Annotated in this window: 14 protein-coding genes; 10 read left to right on the top strand and 4 right to left on the bottom strand. The window is 66.4% G+C overall.

The genetic code is table 11. The features are described from left to right. Positions 1-460 precede the first annotated feature (460 nt). The 6 genes from wbaP to Pla123a_RS17960 are packed head-to-tail and all read left to right on the top strand — an operon-like array spanning position 461 to position 7,974. Entirely contained in the window at positions 461-1,999 is a 1,539-nt protein-coding gene (gene wbaP / locus Pla123a_RS17985) for an undecaprenyl-phosphate galactose phosphotransferase WbaP (protein WP_146589522.1), read from the top strand. Positions 2,000-2,032: 33 nt separating this feature from the next. Beyond that, positions 2,033-3,253: a glycosyltransferase family 4 protein gene (locus Pla123a_RS17980; protein WP_146589520.1), complete on the top strand. Its 1,221-nt coding sequence runs from the start codon at positions 2,033-2,035 to the stop codon at positions 3,251-3,253. A 49-nt stretch (positions 3,254-3,302) separates the two neighbouring features. Continuing rightward, positions 3,303-4,679: a hypothetical protein gene (locus Pla123a_RS17975; RefSeq protein ID WP_146589518.1), complete on the top strand. Its 1,377-nt coding sequence runs from the start codon at positions 3,303-3,305 to the stop codon at positions 4,677-4,679. 47 nt (positions 4,680-4,726) lie between these two features. Next, positions 4,727-5,863 carry a glycosyltransferase family 4 protein gene (locus Pla123a_RS17970; protein WP_146589516.1) on the top strand — a complete coding sequence of 379 codons (1,137 nt, stop codon included), beginning with the start codon at positions 4,727-4,729 and terminating at the stop codon, positions 5,861-5,863. A gap of 10 nt (positions 5,864-5,873) precedes the next feature. Next, positions 5,874-6,764: a sulfotransferase domain-containing protein gene (locus Pla123a_RS17965; RefSeq protein WP_146589514.1), complete on the top strand. Its 891-nt coding sequence runs from the start codon at positions 5,874-5,876 to the stop codon at positions 6,762-6,764. Positions 6,765-6,786: 22 nt separating this feature from the next. Next, positions 6,787-7,974, top strand: a complete 1,188-nt coding sequence (locus Pla123a_RS17960) for a glycosyltransferase family 4 protein (RefSeq protein ID WP_146589512.1) — start codon at positions 6,787-6,789, stop codon at positions 7,972-7,974. Positions 7,975-8,106: 132 nt separating this feature from the next. On the opposite strand, the gene metG is transcribed toward Pla123a_RS17960, so the two are convergent. Next, positions 8,107-10,257 carry a methionine--tRNA ligase gene (gene metG, locus Pla123a_RS17955; protein WP_146589510.1) on the bottom strand — a complete coding sequence of 717 codons (2,151 nt, stop codon included), beginning with the start codon at positions 10,255-10,257 and terminating at the stop codon, positions 8,107-8,109. A gap of 342 nt (positions 10,258-10,599) precedes the next feature. On the opposite strand from metG, the gene Pla123a_RS17950 reads away from it, so the two are divergent. Both Pla123a_RS17950 and Pla123a_RS17945 read left to right on the top strand, forming a co-directional pair. After that, entirely contained in the window at positions 10,600-12,117 is a 1,518-nt protein-coding gene (locus Pla123a_RS17950) for a trypsin-like peptidase domain-containing protein (RefSeq protein ID WP_146589508.1), read from the top strand. A gap of 144 nt (positions 12,118-12,261) precedes the next feature. After that, complete coding sequence (locus tag Pla123a_RS17945; RefSeq protein WP_146589506.1) at positions 12,262-12,840, top strand: hypothetical protein; 579 nt, start codon at positions 12,262-12,264, stop codon at positions 12,838-12,840. Between the two features lie 146 nt (positions 12,841-12,986). On the opposite strand, the gene Pla123a_RS24725 is transcribed toward Pla123a_RS17945, so the two are convergent. Together Pla123a_RS24725 and Pla123a_RS17940 are read right to left on the bottom strand one after the other, a co-directional pair. After that, positions 12,987-13,373: a hypothetical protein gene (locus tag Pla123a_RS24725; protein WP_197528083.1), complete on the bottom strand. Its 387-nt coding sequence runs from the start codon at positions 13,371-13,373 to the stop codon at positions 12,987-12,989. A 109-nt stretch (positions 13,374-13,482) separates the two neighbouring features. Then, complete coding sequence (locus Pla123a_RS17940; protein WP_146589504.1) at positions 13,483-14,337, bottom strand: radical SAM protein; 855 nt, start codon at positions 14,335-14,337, stop codon at positions 13,483-13,485. 342 nt (positions 14,338-14,679) lie between these two features. Between Pla123a_RS17940 and Pla123a_RS17935 the strand changes: the two genes are divergently transcribed. Beyond that, on the top strand, positions 14,680-15,471 hold the full coding sequence (locus Pla123a_RS17935; protein WP_146589502.1) for a hypothetical protein: 792 nt from the start codon (positions 14,680-14,682) through the stop codon (positions 15,469-15,471). A gap of 175 nt (positions 15,472-15,646) precedes the next feature. Next, positions 15,647-16,771, top strand: coding sequence for a hypothetical protein (locus tag Pla123a_RS17930; RefSeq protein WP_146589500.1), 1,125 nt, complete (start codon positions 15,647-15,649; stop codon positions 16,769-16,771). 75 nt (positions 16,772-16,846) lie between these two features. Here the strand turns inward: Pla123a_RS17930 and Pla123a_RS17925 are convergent, their stop codons facing one another. Next, a complete protein-coding gene (locus Pla123a_RS17925; RefSeq protein ID WP_146589498.1) occupies positions 16,847-17,314 on the bottom strand; it encodes a RidA family protein in 468 nt (155 codons plus the stop codon). Positions 17,315-17,331 lie beyond the last annotated feature (17 nt).

The raw sequence follows: 17,331 nt of genomic DNA, 5'->3' as shown, positions 1-17,331 counted from the left end.
CCCCGCTTCTTTTTGCATAAACAATCGAACCGTCTTGAGTGGGCGTCGTATGCAAGAGGGAAACCCAGCGCGCCCGAGATTCGTTTCCGCGTAATCGGCAGAAAGGGAACAACGCTTCTTGCTGGTTTGCGAATGAGCGCAGAGTGAGTGAGGCCGCAAGCCTGTTCGTTGACCCTCTAAAGAGGCATAAGTATACTGCCAATAGTCCCTGCAGGGCGACCTTTTCTGCTACGATTAGACAGGCGGTGGGAGACCCACAGCCGCTCGGAACGAAGGCCGCGCGTGCCGTCTGCTCCCGTGACCGAACGCCTCCGAATGTTGGGGGTAGGCCGCTGTGTTATCCTAGTGCGAGCGGCTAACTGTTGCCGTTGCTTCAGAGGATCGTGCTCCCAAGCCCGCTGAGCGGCACGCTGCTACACTGACGTTGCTTCTACCCACTTGACTCGACACCGCGATTGCCATGGCTAGAATCAGCGTCCCCGTGACCGCGACGCGTTCCGCGCTCCCGTCGCCGATCCACACCGGTCCGATCCGCTCCGGCGTCAATTTGTCAACACCGCCATCAAACAGCACCAGCGCCCGCAAAGTTGGCTGGGAGTATCTTGCGCAGTCCATCCGCACAAGCCTGCCGCTGGTCGTGATCGATTTGCTGGCGTTGGTGGTGGCAATTGCGGTGAGCAGGCAGTTCTTGATTACCGTGCTGGGGGGCGCCGCCGGCATGAACATCTCGGTGATCTTCCCCCCCATCGCAATGGGGTTCGTGCTGATTGGTGCGGAGCTTGGCCTGTACCCAGGCATCCAGCTCAGCCCTGTTGAGGAGTTCCGCCGACTCATCGTAGCCGCGACCTCAATGTTCGCCGTGTGGACGGTTGCGATACTCATTGTGAGCGAAGTGTTCACGGTGCAGAAAGGGTTTCTGGCGCTCTCTTTCCTGATGTGCGCGACGACACTGGTGATGGGCCGCAGTGTGGCCCGGCGGGTGCTCGGGAGGTGCCAATGGTGGGGGTTTCCCACGTTGGTCTGCGGCGACGACACAAGGGCTATCGAGGTCTTCGAGTGGCTCCGAGGGAGCCCCCATGTTGGCCTGCGGCCGGTTGGGGTGATCGCAGACCCTTCCACCCTGGAGCTAGATGGCAGCGAGTCGTGGTTCATTGGCGACTGGTCGAGCGTACGCTCTGCGGCGGTTGAGAACAAAGCCTACTGGGCCTTGGTGATCCCCAGCGAGGAGGCCCATTCCGATATCACCGACGAGGTGAGCAACTGCCTGGAGATCCTGCCGCATGTGCAGCTGATTTCCGAGTTGACCGGTCTCCCCGATCACTGGGGCGGGCGCCGCCCGGTCGACGGCCTCGACGGCATCCATATCCAGCAGAACCTGATGCTGCCCGGAAAGCGGGCGATGAAGCGGTTGATGGACCTCACGGTGTCGGTTTCAGCGCTGCTTGCTCTCTTTCCAGTGCTGTTGGCGATCGCCCTGGCCGTCAAGCTGACTTCACGGGGGCCGATCTTCTTCGGGCACACGCGTTTGGGGCTCGACGGCCGGGGCTTCAAGGCGTGGAAGTTCCGGACAATGGTCGTCGACGCCGACAAGACGCTGGAGAAGCACCTGCAGGCCCACCCCGAACTCCGGGCCGAGTGGGAGAAGGACCACAAGCTCAAGTGGGACCCCCGCATCACGACCGTGGGCCGGGTGTTCCGCAAGCTGAGCCTCGACGAGCTGCCGCAACTCTGGAACGTGTTATGCGGGGAGATGAGCCTGGTTGGTCCACGGCCCATTGTGACCAAAGAGGTCGAGAAGTACGGCGATTGCTGGGGGCTGTACACATCCGTTAAACCGGGCATTACCGGGCTGTGGCAGGTGTCGGGCCGCAACAACACTACCTACGACGAGCGGGTGCAGCTCGACGAGTACTACGTGCGGAATTGGTCACCGTGGCTCGATCTCTACCTGATGATTCGGACCGTCCGGACCGTGCTGTTCGCCGAAGGCGCCTACTAAGACGAGCCTGCTAGGGCTAGGGGACGCTTTCGCGTGTCGCAAATCACCGATGTCAGCGGCTCCGCCCCTACTATCCGGGTCACGATTGTCCAGCCGGCGCTGGCCAAGTACCGTATCCCGGTGTTCAGGGAATTGGCCGCCCGCCCCGGCATCGAGCTGAAGGTTGTCTACGGGGTGACGCCTGGGTTGGACAACGTCGAGGCCGACGGGTTCCGGGCCGAGCCGGCCGGGCTGAAGACCACCCGCCTGCTCGGCTCTAAGGCGTTGGTGTACCCAGCGCAGTTTTGGTCCGCCAGCCGGCAGGACTGCGACGTGCTCATGCTCACCTGGACCCCGCGCTACGTGCTGCTGCTGCCGAGCATCTTTCGTGCGAAGCTGGCTGGCGTGGGGGTAGTCTTGTGGGGCCACGGTCTCTCGAAGTCGGACCGCCCTTTCTGGAAGCGGGCCCGCGACTTCCTGGCCCGCCGGGCCGATTGCCTGTTGTTCTACGACCGGGCCACCGCCCAGGGGTACCTCGACGAAGGCTGGTCCCCGCAGCGGATCAGCGTGGCGTCCAACGCGATCGATCACGCCGCCATCGACCGCGCGCGAGATCAATGGCTTTCGACCCCCGGCCGGCTGGACGAGTTCCGCCGGTCGAAGGGGCTGGACGGACAGCGGACCGTGTTGTTTGTGTCGCGTCTGCTGCCGGCAAACCGCGTCGACTTGCTGCTCGAGGCGGCGGTCGACCTCAGGCGGCAGATTCCGAACATTCGGATCGTCATAATCGGAAACGGCGACACGCAGCGACAGTCGCTACAAGAACGGGCTGCCGAGTTGGGCATCGATGACATCACGATCTTCGAGCGTGGGCTATACAATGAGGAAGAGCTGGCTCCGTGGTTCCTGAGTGCCGACGTGTTCTGCTACCCAGAGAACATCGGGCTCAGCATCCTCCACGCCCTGTGGTATGGGGCGCCCGTGGTGACAAGCGACCGGCGAGACTGTCACAATCCCGAGATTGTGTATCTCGAACCTGGCCGCAATGGGGAGTGCTACCGTCACGGGGACGCGGGGTCGTTGTCCCAAACCCTTGGCGGCTTGCTGGCGAACCCCGCCCGGCTCGAAGAGATGTCCGCCAACGCTCGAGAGAGCGTCGAGGGGACCGCGACGGTCGATCGGATGGTCGACGGTTTTGAGGAAGCGATCCGCCGGGCCTACGAAGCGCGTAACCCAGAGAAAAAGACGCGAGTAAACGGCGGACGCGAAGCCTAGGCGCCGCGGCCAGACCACCAGCCAGAGAGCAACCAGGCCAGAGACGAGCATGTTCGACGATATTATGGCCTCGTTTGGCTTCTTATTCCTCCTCGCGATAGGGCTCACAATCTTCGTGCCCTTCGCGCGTGGCCGGAATGACCTGTTGACCGGTTGGAACTTCTTGTTGTTGGGGGGCGCCCTCTCGACGGGGTTTGGGTCGCTGGAAGTCGCCTACGGCAACTTCCACTGGCCGGAGCTCAAATGGTTCCACCCCGATTCTGATCTGAAGACGCGGTTCGTGGCCTACTCGCTGCTGTTCTACGGGTCTCTGTACTTCTTCTACTACGCTTGCCGGCCCCTCACCGCGTGGTTCGCCAAAGGGCGCCTGCAAAAGTGGCCGCCGATCAACAACGTGGTCCTGGTGTCGCTCACGGTTGTTTGCATCCTGACGTCGCTGTTCGGACTAGTGGTGCAAAACGTGCCCGTGCTGGGCGTCCTGTTGTACAACATCTCGCACAAGGCAATTGTGTTTGGAAGCGTGTTCTCGTTCCTGGCCTGGTACCGGAAGAAACACCTCCTGCCGCTGCTCGCGCTGTTCATCGGCATGTACCTGTTCGCTGGCCTGTACGCGATGCTGGTCTTTAACGGCCGCCGCCTGCTGCTGTCGGTTCTGTTCGCGCCGCTGGCCGCAATGTATTGGGCAAAGTGGCGTGAACGGGGGCCGATGGTCACCACCGGGTTCTGCGCCGTTGCGCTGGCCACGCTGCTCGTGGGCGCCTCGGTGTACTCGAGTTTCCGCCACTTCTCCAACAAGAAGGGTGTCGAGCGGAATGTCGCGGTCCTGGTAGAGAAGGTTAAGTCTGTGTCCGTGCTGGACTCACTGAACAGCACGGCTCAGGACGGCCTGCACTACTTCGGGCAGTACGCCGGCTTCTACTCGATGCTGACAATGGAGCTGGTCGACAACGATCGGATTAGCGTCGAGCCCCTCAACAGCCTCGAGTTTGTCGTGGGCTACCCGATCCCACGGTTGTGGTGGCCAAGCAAGCCCCAGCCCCCGGGCCACCTGCTGCTCAGGACGTTGCGACTCCCCTACAAAACCACTTGGGGGTTGGGAGTCGTCGGTGAGAGCTACTACGAGGGCGGCGGCGTGGTAATGGTAATCTACGCGCTGCTCGCCACGATTGGCATCCGTTTCATCGACGAGCCGCTCAAGGCCGACCCGACCAACCCGTTCCTAATCGCAACGCTGACCGCCGCGTTCCCGCACCTGATGAACTGGACGCGCGGCAGCATCGCGGTGATGACGGTCGAAGTCGGCGAGTGCGTCTTTTTCGCGCTGCTGCTGGGATTCGTCTCGAGGGCGTTCTGGGGAACTCGGACCACGCTGCAGGCCCCCGCCCAGGCGTACCCGTATGCTTCGCGCGCCGCCAGCGCCCAGTGAAGACCCCCAGTAAAGGCCCAATAAAGGCCCAGTGAAGGCTCTGTGCGATGGCAGCGTCTAGAACACCGTCCGCCCGCAAGGCGACCGTTTTCGCGGTCCTGCCGCCGCCGACAACCGGGATGACTCTTTGCACGCGGCTGATCGCCGATCGGCTGGCGGCCATCGGCGCCGTCGGCGAGCTCAACCTGTCCGACGGATCAGCAAAAATCACGCTCAGCTTCCGCGTGGCGAAGTTCTTCCGCACCCTCGGCGCGCTGCTGCGGCTGCTGTCGGGCGCGTCGCGCGGGGGCGCGCTGTACATGTCGGTCAACGCCCGCCGGGCGATGTGGTACAACATCGCCGCCGCCGCTGCCGCCCGCCTGTGGGGCAGCCGGGTCGCGGCCCACCACCACATCTACGCGTACATCACGAAGCCGGATTGGCGGGTCAAGCTGCTGGACCGGGTGATGGGCCCGAGCGGGGTGCACGTCGTGCTGTGCGACGATATGCAGTCCCACCTGAAGAGCCTCTACGGCTGCCGCGCCGGTTTCCTCCAGCTGCCTAGCACGGTAATGATGACCGGCGGGGCCGACGACGCCACGCAGGACTCGTCCGAATCGACCGAAGAGCCGTTCGGTGGGCAGCGAGAGTTCCGCGTCGGCCACCTCGCCAACCTGAGCTACGACAAGGGCATCGACCACGTGTTCGGCGTATTCTCCAAGCTCCTCGAGTCACACGATTCGGTGAAGCTGGTCCTGGCCGGCCCGGTGATGGACGCCGAGGCGCGCGAGCGACTCGCCGGGGCGCAGCGGGACTACCCCGACCGCCTCGACTACCGCGGCCCGGTGTACGGAGCCGACAAGGAGGCCTTCTTCCGCGACATTGACCTGCTGCTGCTGCCGTCGCGTTTCGACGCGCAGCCGGTGGTAATCAGCGAGGCGTTCGAGCGGGCCAAGCCGGTGCTCGCGATCGGTTGGTCGTGCATCCCGGGCCTGATTGGCCCGAACGACAGCTGGAACATCTGCCCGAAAGCAAACTATGTCGACAAGGCCAGCGGCGTGATCGAGAATTGGATCACCCGCCCGGACGAGTACCAATCCGCCTCGCAGCGAGCCCTGGAGCGCGCGGCTGAACTCCGCCGCGACGCCCAACACGACCTCGACGCGTTCTGCGAATGGGTCTTCCCCGGGGCCGCCGCTGTCTGACTCTACCGCCATGCTGCAAGACGCCCTCCACCACAAGAACCCGTTTGTCCGCAAGGCCGCGATGAAGGCCTTGGGGCTGGCCAAACGCGCCAAGCCGACGCCGCGTCCCGAGGACCTGCGACGGCTGCCGCCGGCGATCGCCAACTCGTTCCCGAAGAGCGGCACCCACCTGCTCGACCAGCTGGTGGGCGCCCTGCCCGGGCGGGTGAACTACGGCGAGTTCCACTCGTCGATGACCAGCTCGTTCGTGTTCCGCCGCGTCCCGGACGAGAAGACCGCCGCTTGCATGGCGCGGAACCGGCCGGGCGAGATCGTCCGCGCGCACCTGTTCTACAGCCGGCCGGCCTCCAACGCGCTCCGCTCGGTCAACGCCGCCCACTACTACATCTACCGCGACCCGCGCGACGTGGTGGTTTCGGAGGCCCACTACCTCCGCGACATGAACCGCTGGCACCGGCTCCACCAGGTGTTCAAGCAGACCGCGACCATCGAGGACGCCATCCGGCTGGCGATCACCGGCGTCGGAGCCGAGCACCCCGACTTCGAGTACCCCAACATCGGCGCGCGGTTCGGCCAGTGCGCCGGCTGGCTCTCCGACCCGGACTGTTGCGCCGTGCGGTTCGAGGACCTCACCGGCCCCGGCGTCGAGGCTGAGCTGCTGCGGATGGCCCAGCACTACGCCGCGCGGTCGAGCGACCCGGTCGACCCGGCCGCGTTGGCCGCCGCGATGAAGGACGCCGCCGCGCCGGAAAAATCGCACACCTACCGCAGCGGCAAGCGCGGCGGCTGGCGGAACAGTTTCACCCCCGAACTGCGGGCGCTATTCGACGAGGTCGCCGGGCCGCTCTTGATCGAGCTCGGCTACGAGGCCGACCGCCAGTGGGTCCAATCAACCGAATAAGACTTCTCCGGCAACGACCACCATGCGAATTATCGTCCACGACTACGCGGGCCACGCGTTCCCGATTCAGCTCAGCCGCAATCTGGCGGCTCGTGGGCACGAGGTGCTGCACCTGTACTGCGGATCGACGCTCACCCCGCGGGGCGAGCTGCAGCGTCGCGCCGACGACCCCGACAACTGGCAGATCCAGGTCATCGACCTCGGCGAGGAGATCCCCAAGACCAAGTTCTTCAAGCGGTTCGGTATGGAACGCCGGTACGGCGGCCTACTCGTCGACGCGTGCCTGAGCTGGAAGCCCGATGTCGTGATCTCGGGCCAGACGCCCACCATCGCGCAGCAGGCCCTGGTGAAGGCGTGCACGCGGGCCGGCCTGCCGCTGGTGTCGTGGATCCAGGACATCTACGGCATGGCGGCCAAGAAGGTGCTCGAGAGCAAGCTGCCGATCGTCGGCGCGATGGTCGGCGACCACTTCCTGCGGATCGACAAGCAGTGCGCCGCCCGCAGCCGCGACCTCGTGGTCATCTCCGAGGACTTTGCCGACATCTTCGCGGACTGGGGCATCCCCCGAGACCGGATCCACACGATCCACAACTGGGCCCTGGTGGATCAGCTGCCCGTGGGCGACCGCGACAACGACTGGTCGCGCAAGCAGCAGCTCGGCGACAAGCTGCGGTTTGTCTACTCCGGCACGCTGGCGATGAAGCACAATCCGCGGCTGCTGCTCGAGCTCGCGGAGCAGCTCACCGCGACCGGTCGGGGAGAGCTCGTGGTTGTCTCCGGCGGGCCGGGCGTGGAGTGGCTGCGCGAACAAGCCGCCAGCCGCCCCGAGCTGGCGATGCGGGTGATGGGCTTCCAGCCCTTCGAAGACCTGCCCGACGTGCTGGCCAGCGCCGACGTGCTGGTCGCTATCCTCGAGCCCGACGCGGGGGTGTTCAGTGTGCCGTCGAAGGTGCTCAGCTACCTGTGCGCTGACCGGCCGCTGCTGATGGCGATGCCGTCCGAGAATCTCGCTGCCAAAATCGTCCGCGAGACGGGCGCCGGGCTGATCGTCGCGCCCGACGATATTGCCGGGTTCTGCGACGCCGGCATGCAGCTGGCCGACTCGCCCGAGCAGCGGGCCGAAATGGGCGCCGCCGGCCGGGCGTACGCCGAGGCGACCTTCGACATCGAGCGCATCACCGACCGGTTCGAGCAGATCCTCGGCGGTTGATCCTGCAGCAGATGCAGGGTGCCGGGGGCGCTCCCGCTAGGGAAGCCCCCGAGAGGTACTTACCGCGACTCGCAGGCAGTCGGGGGCTTCCGCTGTCGCGGAGCGCCCCCGGCACCCACCTCGTAGCGCTGGCTAGTGCACCCGCTGGCCCGCCTTCGCTCCGTCGTCCGGCGAGAGGACGAACACCTCCTCGCCGCCGGGGCCGCTGGCGACCACCATGCCCTCGGACAGGCCGAACTTCATCTTCCGCGGCGCGAGGTTGGCCACCATCACGACCAGCCGGCCGACCAGCTTCTCGGGGTCGTAGGCGGCCTTGATGCCGGCGAACACCTGGCGGTACTCGCCGCCGCCAAGGCTCAATTTCAGCTTGAGCAGCTTGCGGGCCTCCTCGACGTGCTCGGCCGAGACTACCCGGGCCACCCGGAGGTCGACCTTCATGAAGTCATCGAAGCTGCACTCGTCGGCGAGCGGCTCGTCGGCTAATGGCTGACCGCTGTCGTTCCACTGGTCGCCCTCTTCGCCTGGTTTGACGAAGATGGCGGTCCGCTCCGCGGAGGCGTCCAGGTCGCCTTCGTTGTCGGCGATCACCGACTCGGCGTCCTGTTGTGCGTTCTCGTCGTCGGGCGTTTTGTTCTCTTCAATCATCGCGGCTACCTTTCTCTCGTCGACTCGGTTCATCATGTGCTTAAATTTGCCGACCGGGGTTCCCAGCAGCGGATGCTGCGACTGGGCCCAGTCGGTGATCGGATCGTTCAAGAGCTCGCCCGCCTGGCGCGCCACGTCGGGCAGCACCGGCGCCAGGTAGACGGCGATCTGCCGGAACAGGTTGAGCGCCACCGTGCAGACGTCCTGCAGGCGCTGGGCCTGCGACTCGTCCTTGCGGAGCTCCCACGGCTTCTGCTCCTCCACGTACGGGTTGGCCTTGTCGGCCAGCGACATGATCAGCCGCGTGGCGCGGCTGTAGTCGCAGGACTCGTAGGCGGCGGCGATCTCCTCGCCCGCGGCCGCCGCCGCGGCGAACAGCCCGCCGTCGTCCGGGTACTCCTTGGCCAGACCGGTCTGGGCCACGAACTTCGCGCTGCGGCTCGCCAGGTTCACGAACTTGCCGACCAGGTCGGTGTCGACCTTGGCAATGAACTCCTCGAGCGACAGGTCGATGTCGTCGACGCGGCTGGACAGCTTCGACGCGTAGAAGTACCGCAGGTACGACGGGTCGAGGTGATTCACGTAGCTGCGGGCGGTGATGAAGGTGCCCTTGCTCTTGGACATCTTCTCGCCGTTGACGGTCAGGAAGCCGTGGATGTGCACCTTGGTCGGCAGGCTGTAGCCGGCGGTCTTCAGCATGCCGGGCCAGAACAGCGTGTGGAAGTAGGTGATGTCCTTGCCGATGAAGTGGTGCACCTCGCAGTCGTCGGACTTCCACCAGTCGTCCAGCTTTTCGTCGTGCTTGTCGCACCACTGCTGGGTGCTGGCGATGTAGCCGATCGGCGCGTCGAACCACACGTACCAGTAGTTGCCGGGCGAGTCGGGGATCTCGAAACCGAAGTACGGCGCCGGGCGGCTGATGTCCCAGTCGCGGAGCGGGATCCGCTGGCCGTCCTCATCCTTGGCCTGCAGGAAGTGGCCCTTCAGGTAGTTGGCGATCTCCGGCTGCAGCGAGTCGCCCGACTGGGTCCACTCCTCGAGGAAGCCGTGCAGCTGCTCGAGCTCGATGAACAGGTGCTCGGCGTTGCGGACCTCGGGCGTCGCGCCGCTGAGGGTGCTCTTGGGGTGCTTCAGCTCGGCCGGGGTGTAGGTCGTGCCGCAGCTGCTGCAGTTGTCGCCCGGCTGGTCGGCGGCGCCGCACTTGGGGCACTCGCCGCGGACAAAGCGGTCGGCCAGGAAGGCGCCCGCCTCAGGGTCGAAGAGCTGCTGGACGTCCGCCTCCTTGACCAGGCCGGCCTGGCGGATCGCGGCCCAGATCTCGTTGCACAGCTCGCGGTTCTCGGCGCTGTTGGTGCTGCCGTAGTTGTCGAACTCGATGCCGAAGGCCGCGAAGTCTTCCTCGTGCTGGCGCTGCACGTCGGCGATCAGCTCCTCCTCGCTGCGGCCCTCCTGCCGGGCGCGGATCATGATAGCGGTGCCGTGCGTGTCATCGGCGCAGAAGTATTTGCAATTGTTACCACGCAGCTTCTGGAACCGGACCCAGATATCGGTCTGCAGGTACTCGACCAGGTGGCCGATGTGGATCTGCCCGTTGGCGTACGGCAGGGCCGCGGTGACGAGGATTCGACGCGAGGGCATAGTGTAAAAGGGCGTTGTAGGCCGGTTGCTAGCGTCTCCGGACGGAGATCGGCGGGCACGCATTCTAACGCTCCATCCCCGAGCTAGCGACCCGGATGGCACGGGCGTTGCTTCTGGGGTGTCCGTTCCGTTGGGCGGGCCGCCGGGCGGCCCTTGCTAGCGTCGGCGGGCGAAACCGAGCGGACTTGGTCTTGTCCGCTGCCCCGATCCGGCGCACATTGACGTGACTTACCCACGACCGACCCAACGGACAAGCACCAACGACACCGCGACCGCAGGATGCGTTCGCTCGTCACCCTAAATGCCTGAAAAAGGCGACCACGTCTCCAAGGAGGGATACGCATGGTCTTCGCGACTCCCCGCGCCGCTATTCTCGTTCTCGCGCTGCTGCTGCTGCCGGCCCAACAGTCGTCGGCGCAGGCGACGCTGCTCGACTTCTCGCTCCCGACCTGCGGCCCGTGCCGGCAGATGGACCCGGTAGTCAGCCGGCTCGAGTCCGAGGGCTTCCGCGTCAAGCGGATCGACGGCTCCCGCTCTCCGCAGGTCGCCCAGCAGTTCCGCGTGGACCGCTACCCCACGTTCGTGGTGCTGGCCGGCGACCGTGAGGTGAAACGGGTCGTCGGGTTGACTTCGTACGAGTCGCTCCGGCAGATGCTAACCAGCGCCGCGCCGCAGCAGGCGGCCGCAGCGGCCCCGCGCGGTGGCCCGGCGACCTTCCGCACGGTCCCTGGCTCGTCGCAGACAAACGCCACGCTGCAAGCCGCGGGCGGGGCCCCGCCGATCGACATCCCCGGCCGGGCGCCCAAGACCCTCGCCCCCGCCCCGTCGGCCGACGTCGACGCGATGCTCAACGCCACGGTGCGGATGACGGTCGAAGACGCCTCTGGCCAGAGCTACGGCACCGGCACCATTGTCGACGCCCGCGAGGGCGAGGCGCTCGTGCTGACCTGCGCCCACCTGTTCCGCGGCCCCGAGGGCCAACCGATCAACGACCCGTCCGCCGTGACGGTCGAGCTGTACCAGGCCCAGGCCGGTCAGCCCCGCGTGGTGCAGCGGGTCGCGCTCAGCGCGATCCTGAGCTGCAACTTCGAGAGCGACGTCGCGCTGGTCGCGTTCAAGGCCAGCGGCCAGGTGGCGCCCGCCCGCATCGCGGCCGACGCCAACCTGCTGCGGCAGGGAGACCCGGTCCTCAGCAGCGGCTGCGACCACGGCGCCGACCCGAGCGTCCGGACCGGCGTGGTGACCGCGGTCAATCGCTACCAGGGCCCCGCCAACATCACCGCCAGCGGTGCGCCGGTCGTCGGACGCAGCGGCGGCGGCTTGTTCAGCGCCAAGGGCGAGGTGGTGGGCGTCTGCAACGCCGCCGACAACGAAGACGACGAGGGCATCTACGCGGCCCTGGCCGAGGTGCACGCCGAGCTCGACAAGCTGCAGCTCTCGGCGATCTACCGCGGCGGCCCGCTGCAGTCGCTGGCCGACGAACGCCCTGCCCCGCCGACCCGCCCGGCCCCTGCGATCCAGGCGTCCGTCGCCCAGGCATCCGTCGCCCAGGCACCTGGGGCCCAAGCACCTGGGGCAACGTTCGACCGCCAGCCGATGGCGCCCCTCGGCCAGCCCGCCGTGCGTTCGCAGGGCCCCGACTCGACCGACACGCTCGCCGCGCTGTCGCCGCGTGAGCGGGCCGCGATGCAAGAGATCGTGCAGCAGGCAGGCAACTCAGAAGTGGTGTGCGTCATCCGCTCGAAGGACGGCAAGTCCCGCAGCAAGGTCCTGACGATCGAAGACGTCTCGCCCGAGTTCGTCCGGGCGCTCCTGGCGGCGTACCACTCGCAGCCTGACGCTGCTCCCGCGGCGTTTTAGGAACGCTGATGGCCGCTGATGAGCGAGGGATGAGAACCCACGAATGGCCATCAGCCGGCACGCGTTAGCGTCCGGTTCCTTGGCCGGGTTGAGGGAGAAACCAGGGACAGGTCCATCTATTGAATCTCCTCTCCCGGGCGCCGCATGACAGGTGAATCGATCAACCCGTATGTTTCGCCGGCGACGGCGGCGACTGATGACGCCGTCGTGGCTGACGCCCGCATGCCGGTCAGCGTGAAGCTGTCGCTGGGGTCCCTCGGGCTGCTCACGCTGTGCCTCGGCGTGGGGCTGGTGGTGGGACTGCTGCGGCATGTGCCCCAGGGCTCGACGCTGAGTACCCTGGCGCCGTTCGCGGTTGGTGTCGCCCTGCTGATTGGCCTGCTGAGTCGGCGGCGGGCCGCCCGCGCCTTGTCGCGATTGACGGTGCTGCTTGGCGCCCTGCTCTCGACCTGGATGCTCGTTGTCGTGGTCGTGATGTTCCTGCCACCGGCCCCGGGCAGCACGGGGCCCACCATCGTCTCGGTGAACGGCCAGCCGGTCGCCGCATCGGACATCATGTTCTTCCAAGTGGTCACGCTGGCGTGGGCCGCGCTGGCGACGCTCTGCCTGTGGACGCCGGTGTTTGCGCTGGGGCGCCGCTCGGCGCGGCGGTGGTTTGCGGGCGACGGGATGTCGGCGGACAGCGGGCAACCCCCAGCAAGGCCATCAGCCGGCACGCGTTAGCGTCCGGTTCGATAACAGCACCCGACGGCCGGCTAGAAAAGTCGCGCCGAAAGCAAATCGGGTTGGCCTGCAGAACCACTGCCGACGCCATAGAGAGCCGCTCGTGATGGACATTCGCTTCGTTACCGCCCCTACTACGCTTCGGTTCATCGCAGCGAGTTGAGCAGAATCACAACAGGCACAAATAGGAGATAGGTGGCCAGCAACGCAGACGAAATCGCAACGATGTTCGAAGCAAGGCAGAGGCGATGACGTTGTGGCCTCGACAGAAAGGGAGCGGCGATAGCAACGAAGCCTGCGGTCGCCATGGGGAGCAAGGGAAATGCAGGATGCATTAGTGTTCTCGTTAGTGAAGGCAGTTCAACACCGAAGTCGGCGTAGATCGGCGCCATTTGTAGTTGCCCGAACCAGATTGCGATGGATATCACTGTCCAAACTATGCAAGCCACAGATAAGTGCGCATTAAGCACGTTCTCGTTGGGATCTCGATCGACCCGCGACGATTCGTACGGGTTCGGTGTGCTGTTTTCCATCTGAACTCGATTTCAAGTACGGTGGGCCCCCAGGCCCACCGCTAGCGGGATGGCGAGCCGCTAGCGATGGGTGTTCGCTTCGCGGCCACCCATTGTGCGGGTGCGCTCCCTAATAATACCCCTGCACGTCAATGCCCGTGCGGCGGTGCACCAGCTCGACGATGCGATCGACTTCCGCGGGCGGCAGCGGCCCGACGGTGGACTCCGCCGGGCGGCGGGCGACGGTGTAGATCTGCACGCGGCTGAGTTGGCCGCCCGCGGCCGTGATCTCGTTCAGGCTGTCGCAGTACGCGCCGAGTTCTGACGGGCTCGGCGCCGCGCCGTCGAGCGTGCAGAACAGGGTTTGGATCACCAGCGGCCGTGTGCGGGCGGCGGTGGTCAGGTTCTCGAGGACGCGCGTGAGAGGGATCACGGTCCGCATGATCTGGCGGTAGTAGGCCTCGGTGCCGGCGTCGAGCTTGGCCCAGATCTCCCCCTGGTTGGCGTCGAGCGTGGCGAGGCCCTGCTGCACGCGGGGACGGTGCAGCATGCTGGCGTTGGTGATCAGCACCATCTTCACGTCGTCGAGGCCGAGCTCGCGTTTGACCTGGGCGGAGCGCTGCATCAGCTCGTCGAAGTTGACGAAGGTGGTGGGCTCGCCGTCGCCGCTGAAGGCCAGATCATTGAGCCGCCGCAGCGCGGGGGGCACGGCGGCGAATTTTGGCGTGTCGTAGAGGGCGCCGGTGTGGGCCTGCGTCAGCACGTCACGCAGTTCAGTGATCAAGCGATCGACCTCGACAAACCGCTGCGGGCTCTGCGTGGTGCGATCGACCTGGCAATAGACGCAGTCGAAGTTGCAGACTTTGTCGGGGTTCAGGTTCACCCCCACTGAGATCCCCCCCGACCGCCGGCTGAGCACCGGGTAGACAAACTTGTTGCCCGCGAACAGGCGCTGGTGCTGGGTGTAGAGGGGCTGGGCGGACATGGTTCAGGGCAGTGCGGCGAACGATCCCGATGCAATCGCAACAGGAATTGTACGAAACCGTTCTGCCGACGGGTATTGCTGCGGGGGGGCAGGTAGCGGCGCTGATGGCGGCGTCGGGTGGCCCCGCTGTTGATTCACCACGCCCTTTCAGAACGTGCCACCCGACGTCCGGTTGATGCGTTTGGGCGGGCGATTGTGGGGGGCGGCGTCTCTTTTTCACGACTCGGAGAGTCGTGCTACTTTGGTGCTTTTCGGTAGAAATTGGCCCTCGTGTCGGCGAGAATTGCTGTGTGTACGCATGTATATGTTCGCAAGCAAGCCGACAACGACAGGGGGCCGATGATGGCGCGACCACGGGTGCTGGATGAGGGGAAGCAGCGGGAGGTTTGTGCGCTGCTGACCGCGGGGATGACCGTCCGCGAGGCGGCCGACTATGTCGGCTGCTGCGAGAAGACGATCCGGCGGGAGCAGGCCCGCGACGACGGCTTTGACGAGCGGGTCCGCCGGGCGCGGATGGCGGCGCGGCTCGGGCCGCTGCAGGCGGTGCGGCAGGCGGCGGCCACGCACTGGCGGGCCGCGGCGTGGTTGGTCGACCGGCAGGACCGCCAAGAAGAGCGGGAGCGCCGCGCGCGGCGTGAGCTAGCCACACGCAAGCAGCAGCTAGCCAAGTCGAAGCCGAAGCAGCCGTGGAGCCTCGAGCAAGAGATCCAGCAAATCGCTTCCGCGAGACCAGCGGCAGGGGAGCGCTGCACGCTCAACGAGAGCCCCCGGCGTCAGCCGGGGGAGCAGCCCCACCCCGCCGCGCAGCCTGCAAGCACAACCAAGCGGCCCTCGCCGGTCGCCGCAGCGCTGCGTGAGATGGCAGATCAAATCAAAGCGTCGGCCAACCGGGAGTCAGCGCAGCGGACAAAACCGGCGCCGCAGCGTGTGTCGGAAACCTCGGCAGAGCCTGCAGCAGTAGGGGGAAACACAAACGACGGCGATCCGGCCGGTGAGGGTTTTGTCCCCTCGCTGCGAATATTCGGACAGAACGAAGTCGACCCACAAACGCTAGCCAGCCAAGAGCCCCCGGCGTCTGCCGGGGGAGCCGAACCCGCGCCGGCGACTTGCACGGCGAGCTGCTCCGGCGGCTGACGCCGCCGGCTCTTGTTCTTGAATTGGATTAGCCGGTGCGATTGTCGTTGCCGTTGCATTCGCGACGACCCGCCCGTGGCGGTTGTCGCGGTCCGGGCAGGGCCGGCGGCGTGGCGCCGCGGAGCGACGTAGGGTTGCACGTGTGCGCCCACTTCCCTTCGGCCGAGCCGAGACTATGTTGCAGCTTACTATCGCGCTGATCGCTTCATTCAACCTCTGCCTGGGCTACGTGCTGGGGGCGAGGTTCGGGATGGCCCTCGAGCTCCCCTCGGTGCGGCTGCCTGCGCTGCGTCGCAAGAAGGGGGACGAGGAGCCGTTGGTGCAGTCGCCGGTCGACGCCGCGTCGCCGGTCGAGGAGCCCGCCCAGGAGCCGGTCGCCGAGGAGCCCGAGGACGAGGACCTGATGTCCGGGCTGGCGGCGTTCCAGGCGCAGTTGTCGCGGATGGGCCAGGAGCTGCAGGAGTCGCAGGACGACGCCGACGCCTTCGACGCCAACGCCAAGAGCATCCAGGACGCCAACCACGCGTACCTCGAGACCGCGCAGAGCCAGATCGACCAACTGCCCAACGAGGGCCTGCGTGAGTCCGCGGCGGCGGGGGTCGAAGAGGTCGAGCGCATCAGCGGTGAGTTCGACGCCCTGGTCGACGAGGGCCTGGAGAGCGAGGAGGTCCGCGCGAAGCTGGTGGAGAAGTCGGGCGAGCTGTCGGAAAAGGTGGGCGAGGTCCGCGACTCGCAGGAAGAGCAGAGCCGCGCGGCGGCGTCGGACGCCGCGGCCGAGGCCGGCATCGCCACGCTCGACAGCCTGCTCAAGCAGCTCGACGACGTGCTCAACGACGGCTCCGACCAGACGTTCCGCGCCGCGGTCCTCGTGCGGCGGGACCCGTGCGAGGGCGAGCAGGAGGCGGGCGCCACCGACAAGCTCCGCGCCAAGATCACCCAGCTGGTCCGCGACGCCGCCCCCAACGCCGAGCTGGTCGCCGCCTACGACGACGACCAGCTGCTGCTGATGCTGGACGAGGGGAACATCGACGGCATGACCGACACCATCGACGCGGTGCGTCAGCAGATCGCCGAGACCAAGTTCGTCGTCGATGGCCACGAGCTGACCAACACGATCACCTGCGCCATCGCCGACCTGCCGGGCGCCGAGTCACGCGACGACGTGCTCGACCGCCTGCGCGAGGCGTTGGACGAGTCGGCCCGGTTCGGCGTCAACCGCACCTTCCACCACGACGGCAACTTCCCGACGCCGGCCCCGCCGGCGGACTTCGAAGTCGTGCCGCAGACAATCGAGCTGTAGCCGCCAGTTGCTGGGTTTGCGGAGCTACGGAGTCTGCCGCGTTGCTGAGTTTGCCGCGTTACGGAGTTTGCCGCGCTACTGGGGCTTGAGGGCGAAGACGGCCTCGATCTCGACCGCCATGCCGGCGGGCAACGCCGGCGCGCCGACCGCGCTGCGGGCCGCGACGCCGTGGTCCGGGCCGAAGACGTCCCGCATCAGCTCGCTGAAGCCGTTGATCACGGCCGGCTGGTCGGTGAACTCGGGGGTGCAGCAGACCAGGCCGAAGGTCTTGACGAGGCGTTCGATGCGGTCGAGGCTGCCGTACTCCTCGCGGAGCGTGGCGAGCATCGCCAGGCCGGTTTGGCGGGCCGCCTGGTAGCCGGCGGCGGTGTCGAGCTCGGCCCCGATGCGGCCCTTGGTGAGCGTGCCGTCGGCGTGCAGCGGGCCGTGGCCGGACGTGTGGGCCAGGCCGGCGACCGTCAGCACGGGCTTGTACAAGCCCATCGCCTTGGGGGCCGGGGGGAGTTCGACGCCAAGCGAAGCGAGTCGTTCTTCTGCACTCATGGGGTAGTTTTCTCCGT

This window comes from Posidoniimonas polymericola (assembly GCF_007859935.1).
GTDB classification, from domain to species: domain Bacteria; phylum Planctomycetota; class Planctomycetia; order Pirellulales; family Lacipirellulaceae; genus Posidoniimonas; species Posidoniimonas polymericola.
Note: the sequence above shows the minus strand (reverse complement) of the source record. Positions and strands in the feature narration are given on the sequence as shown.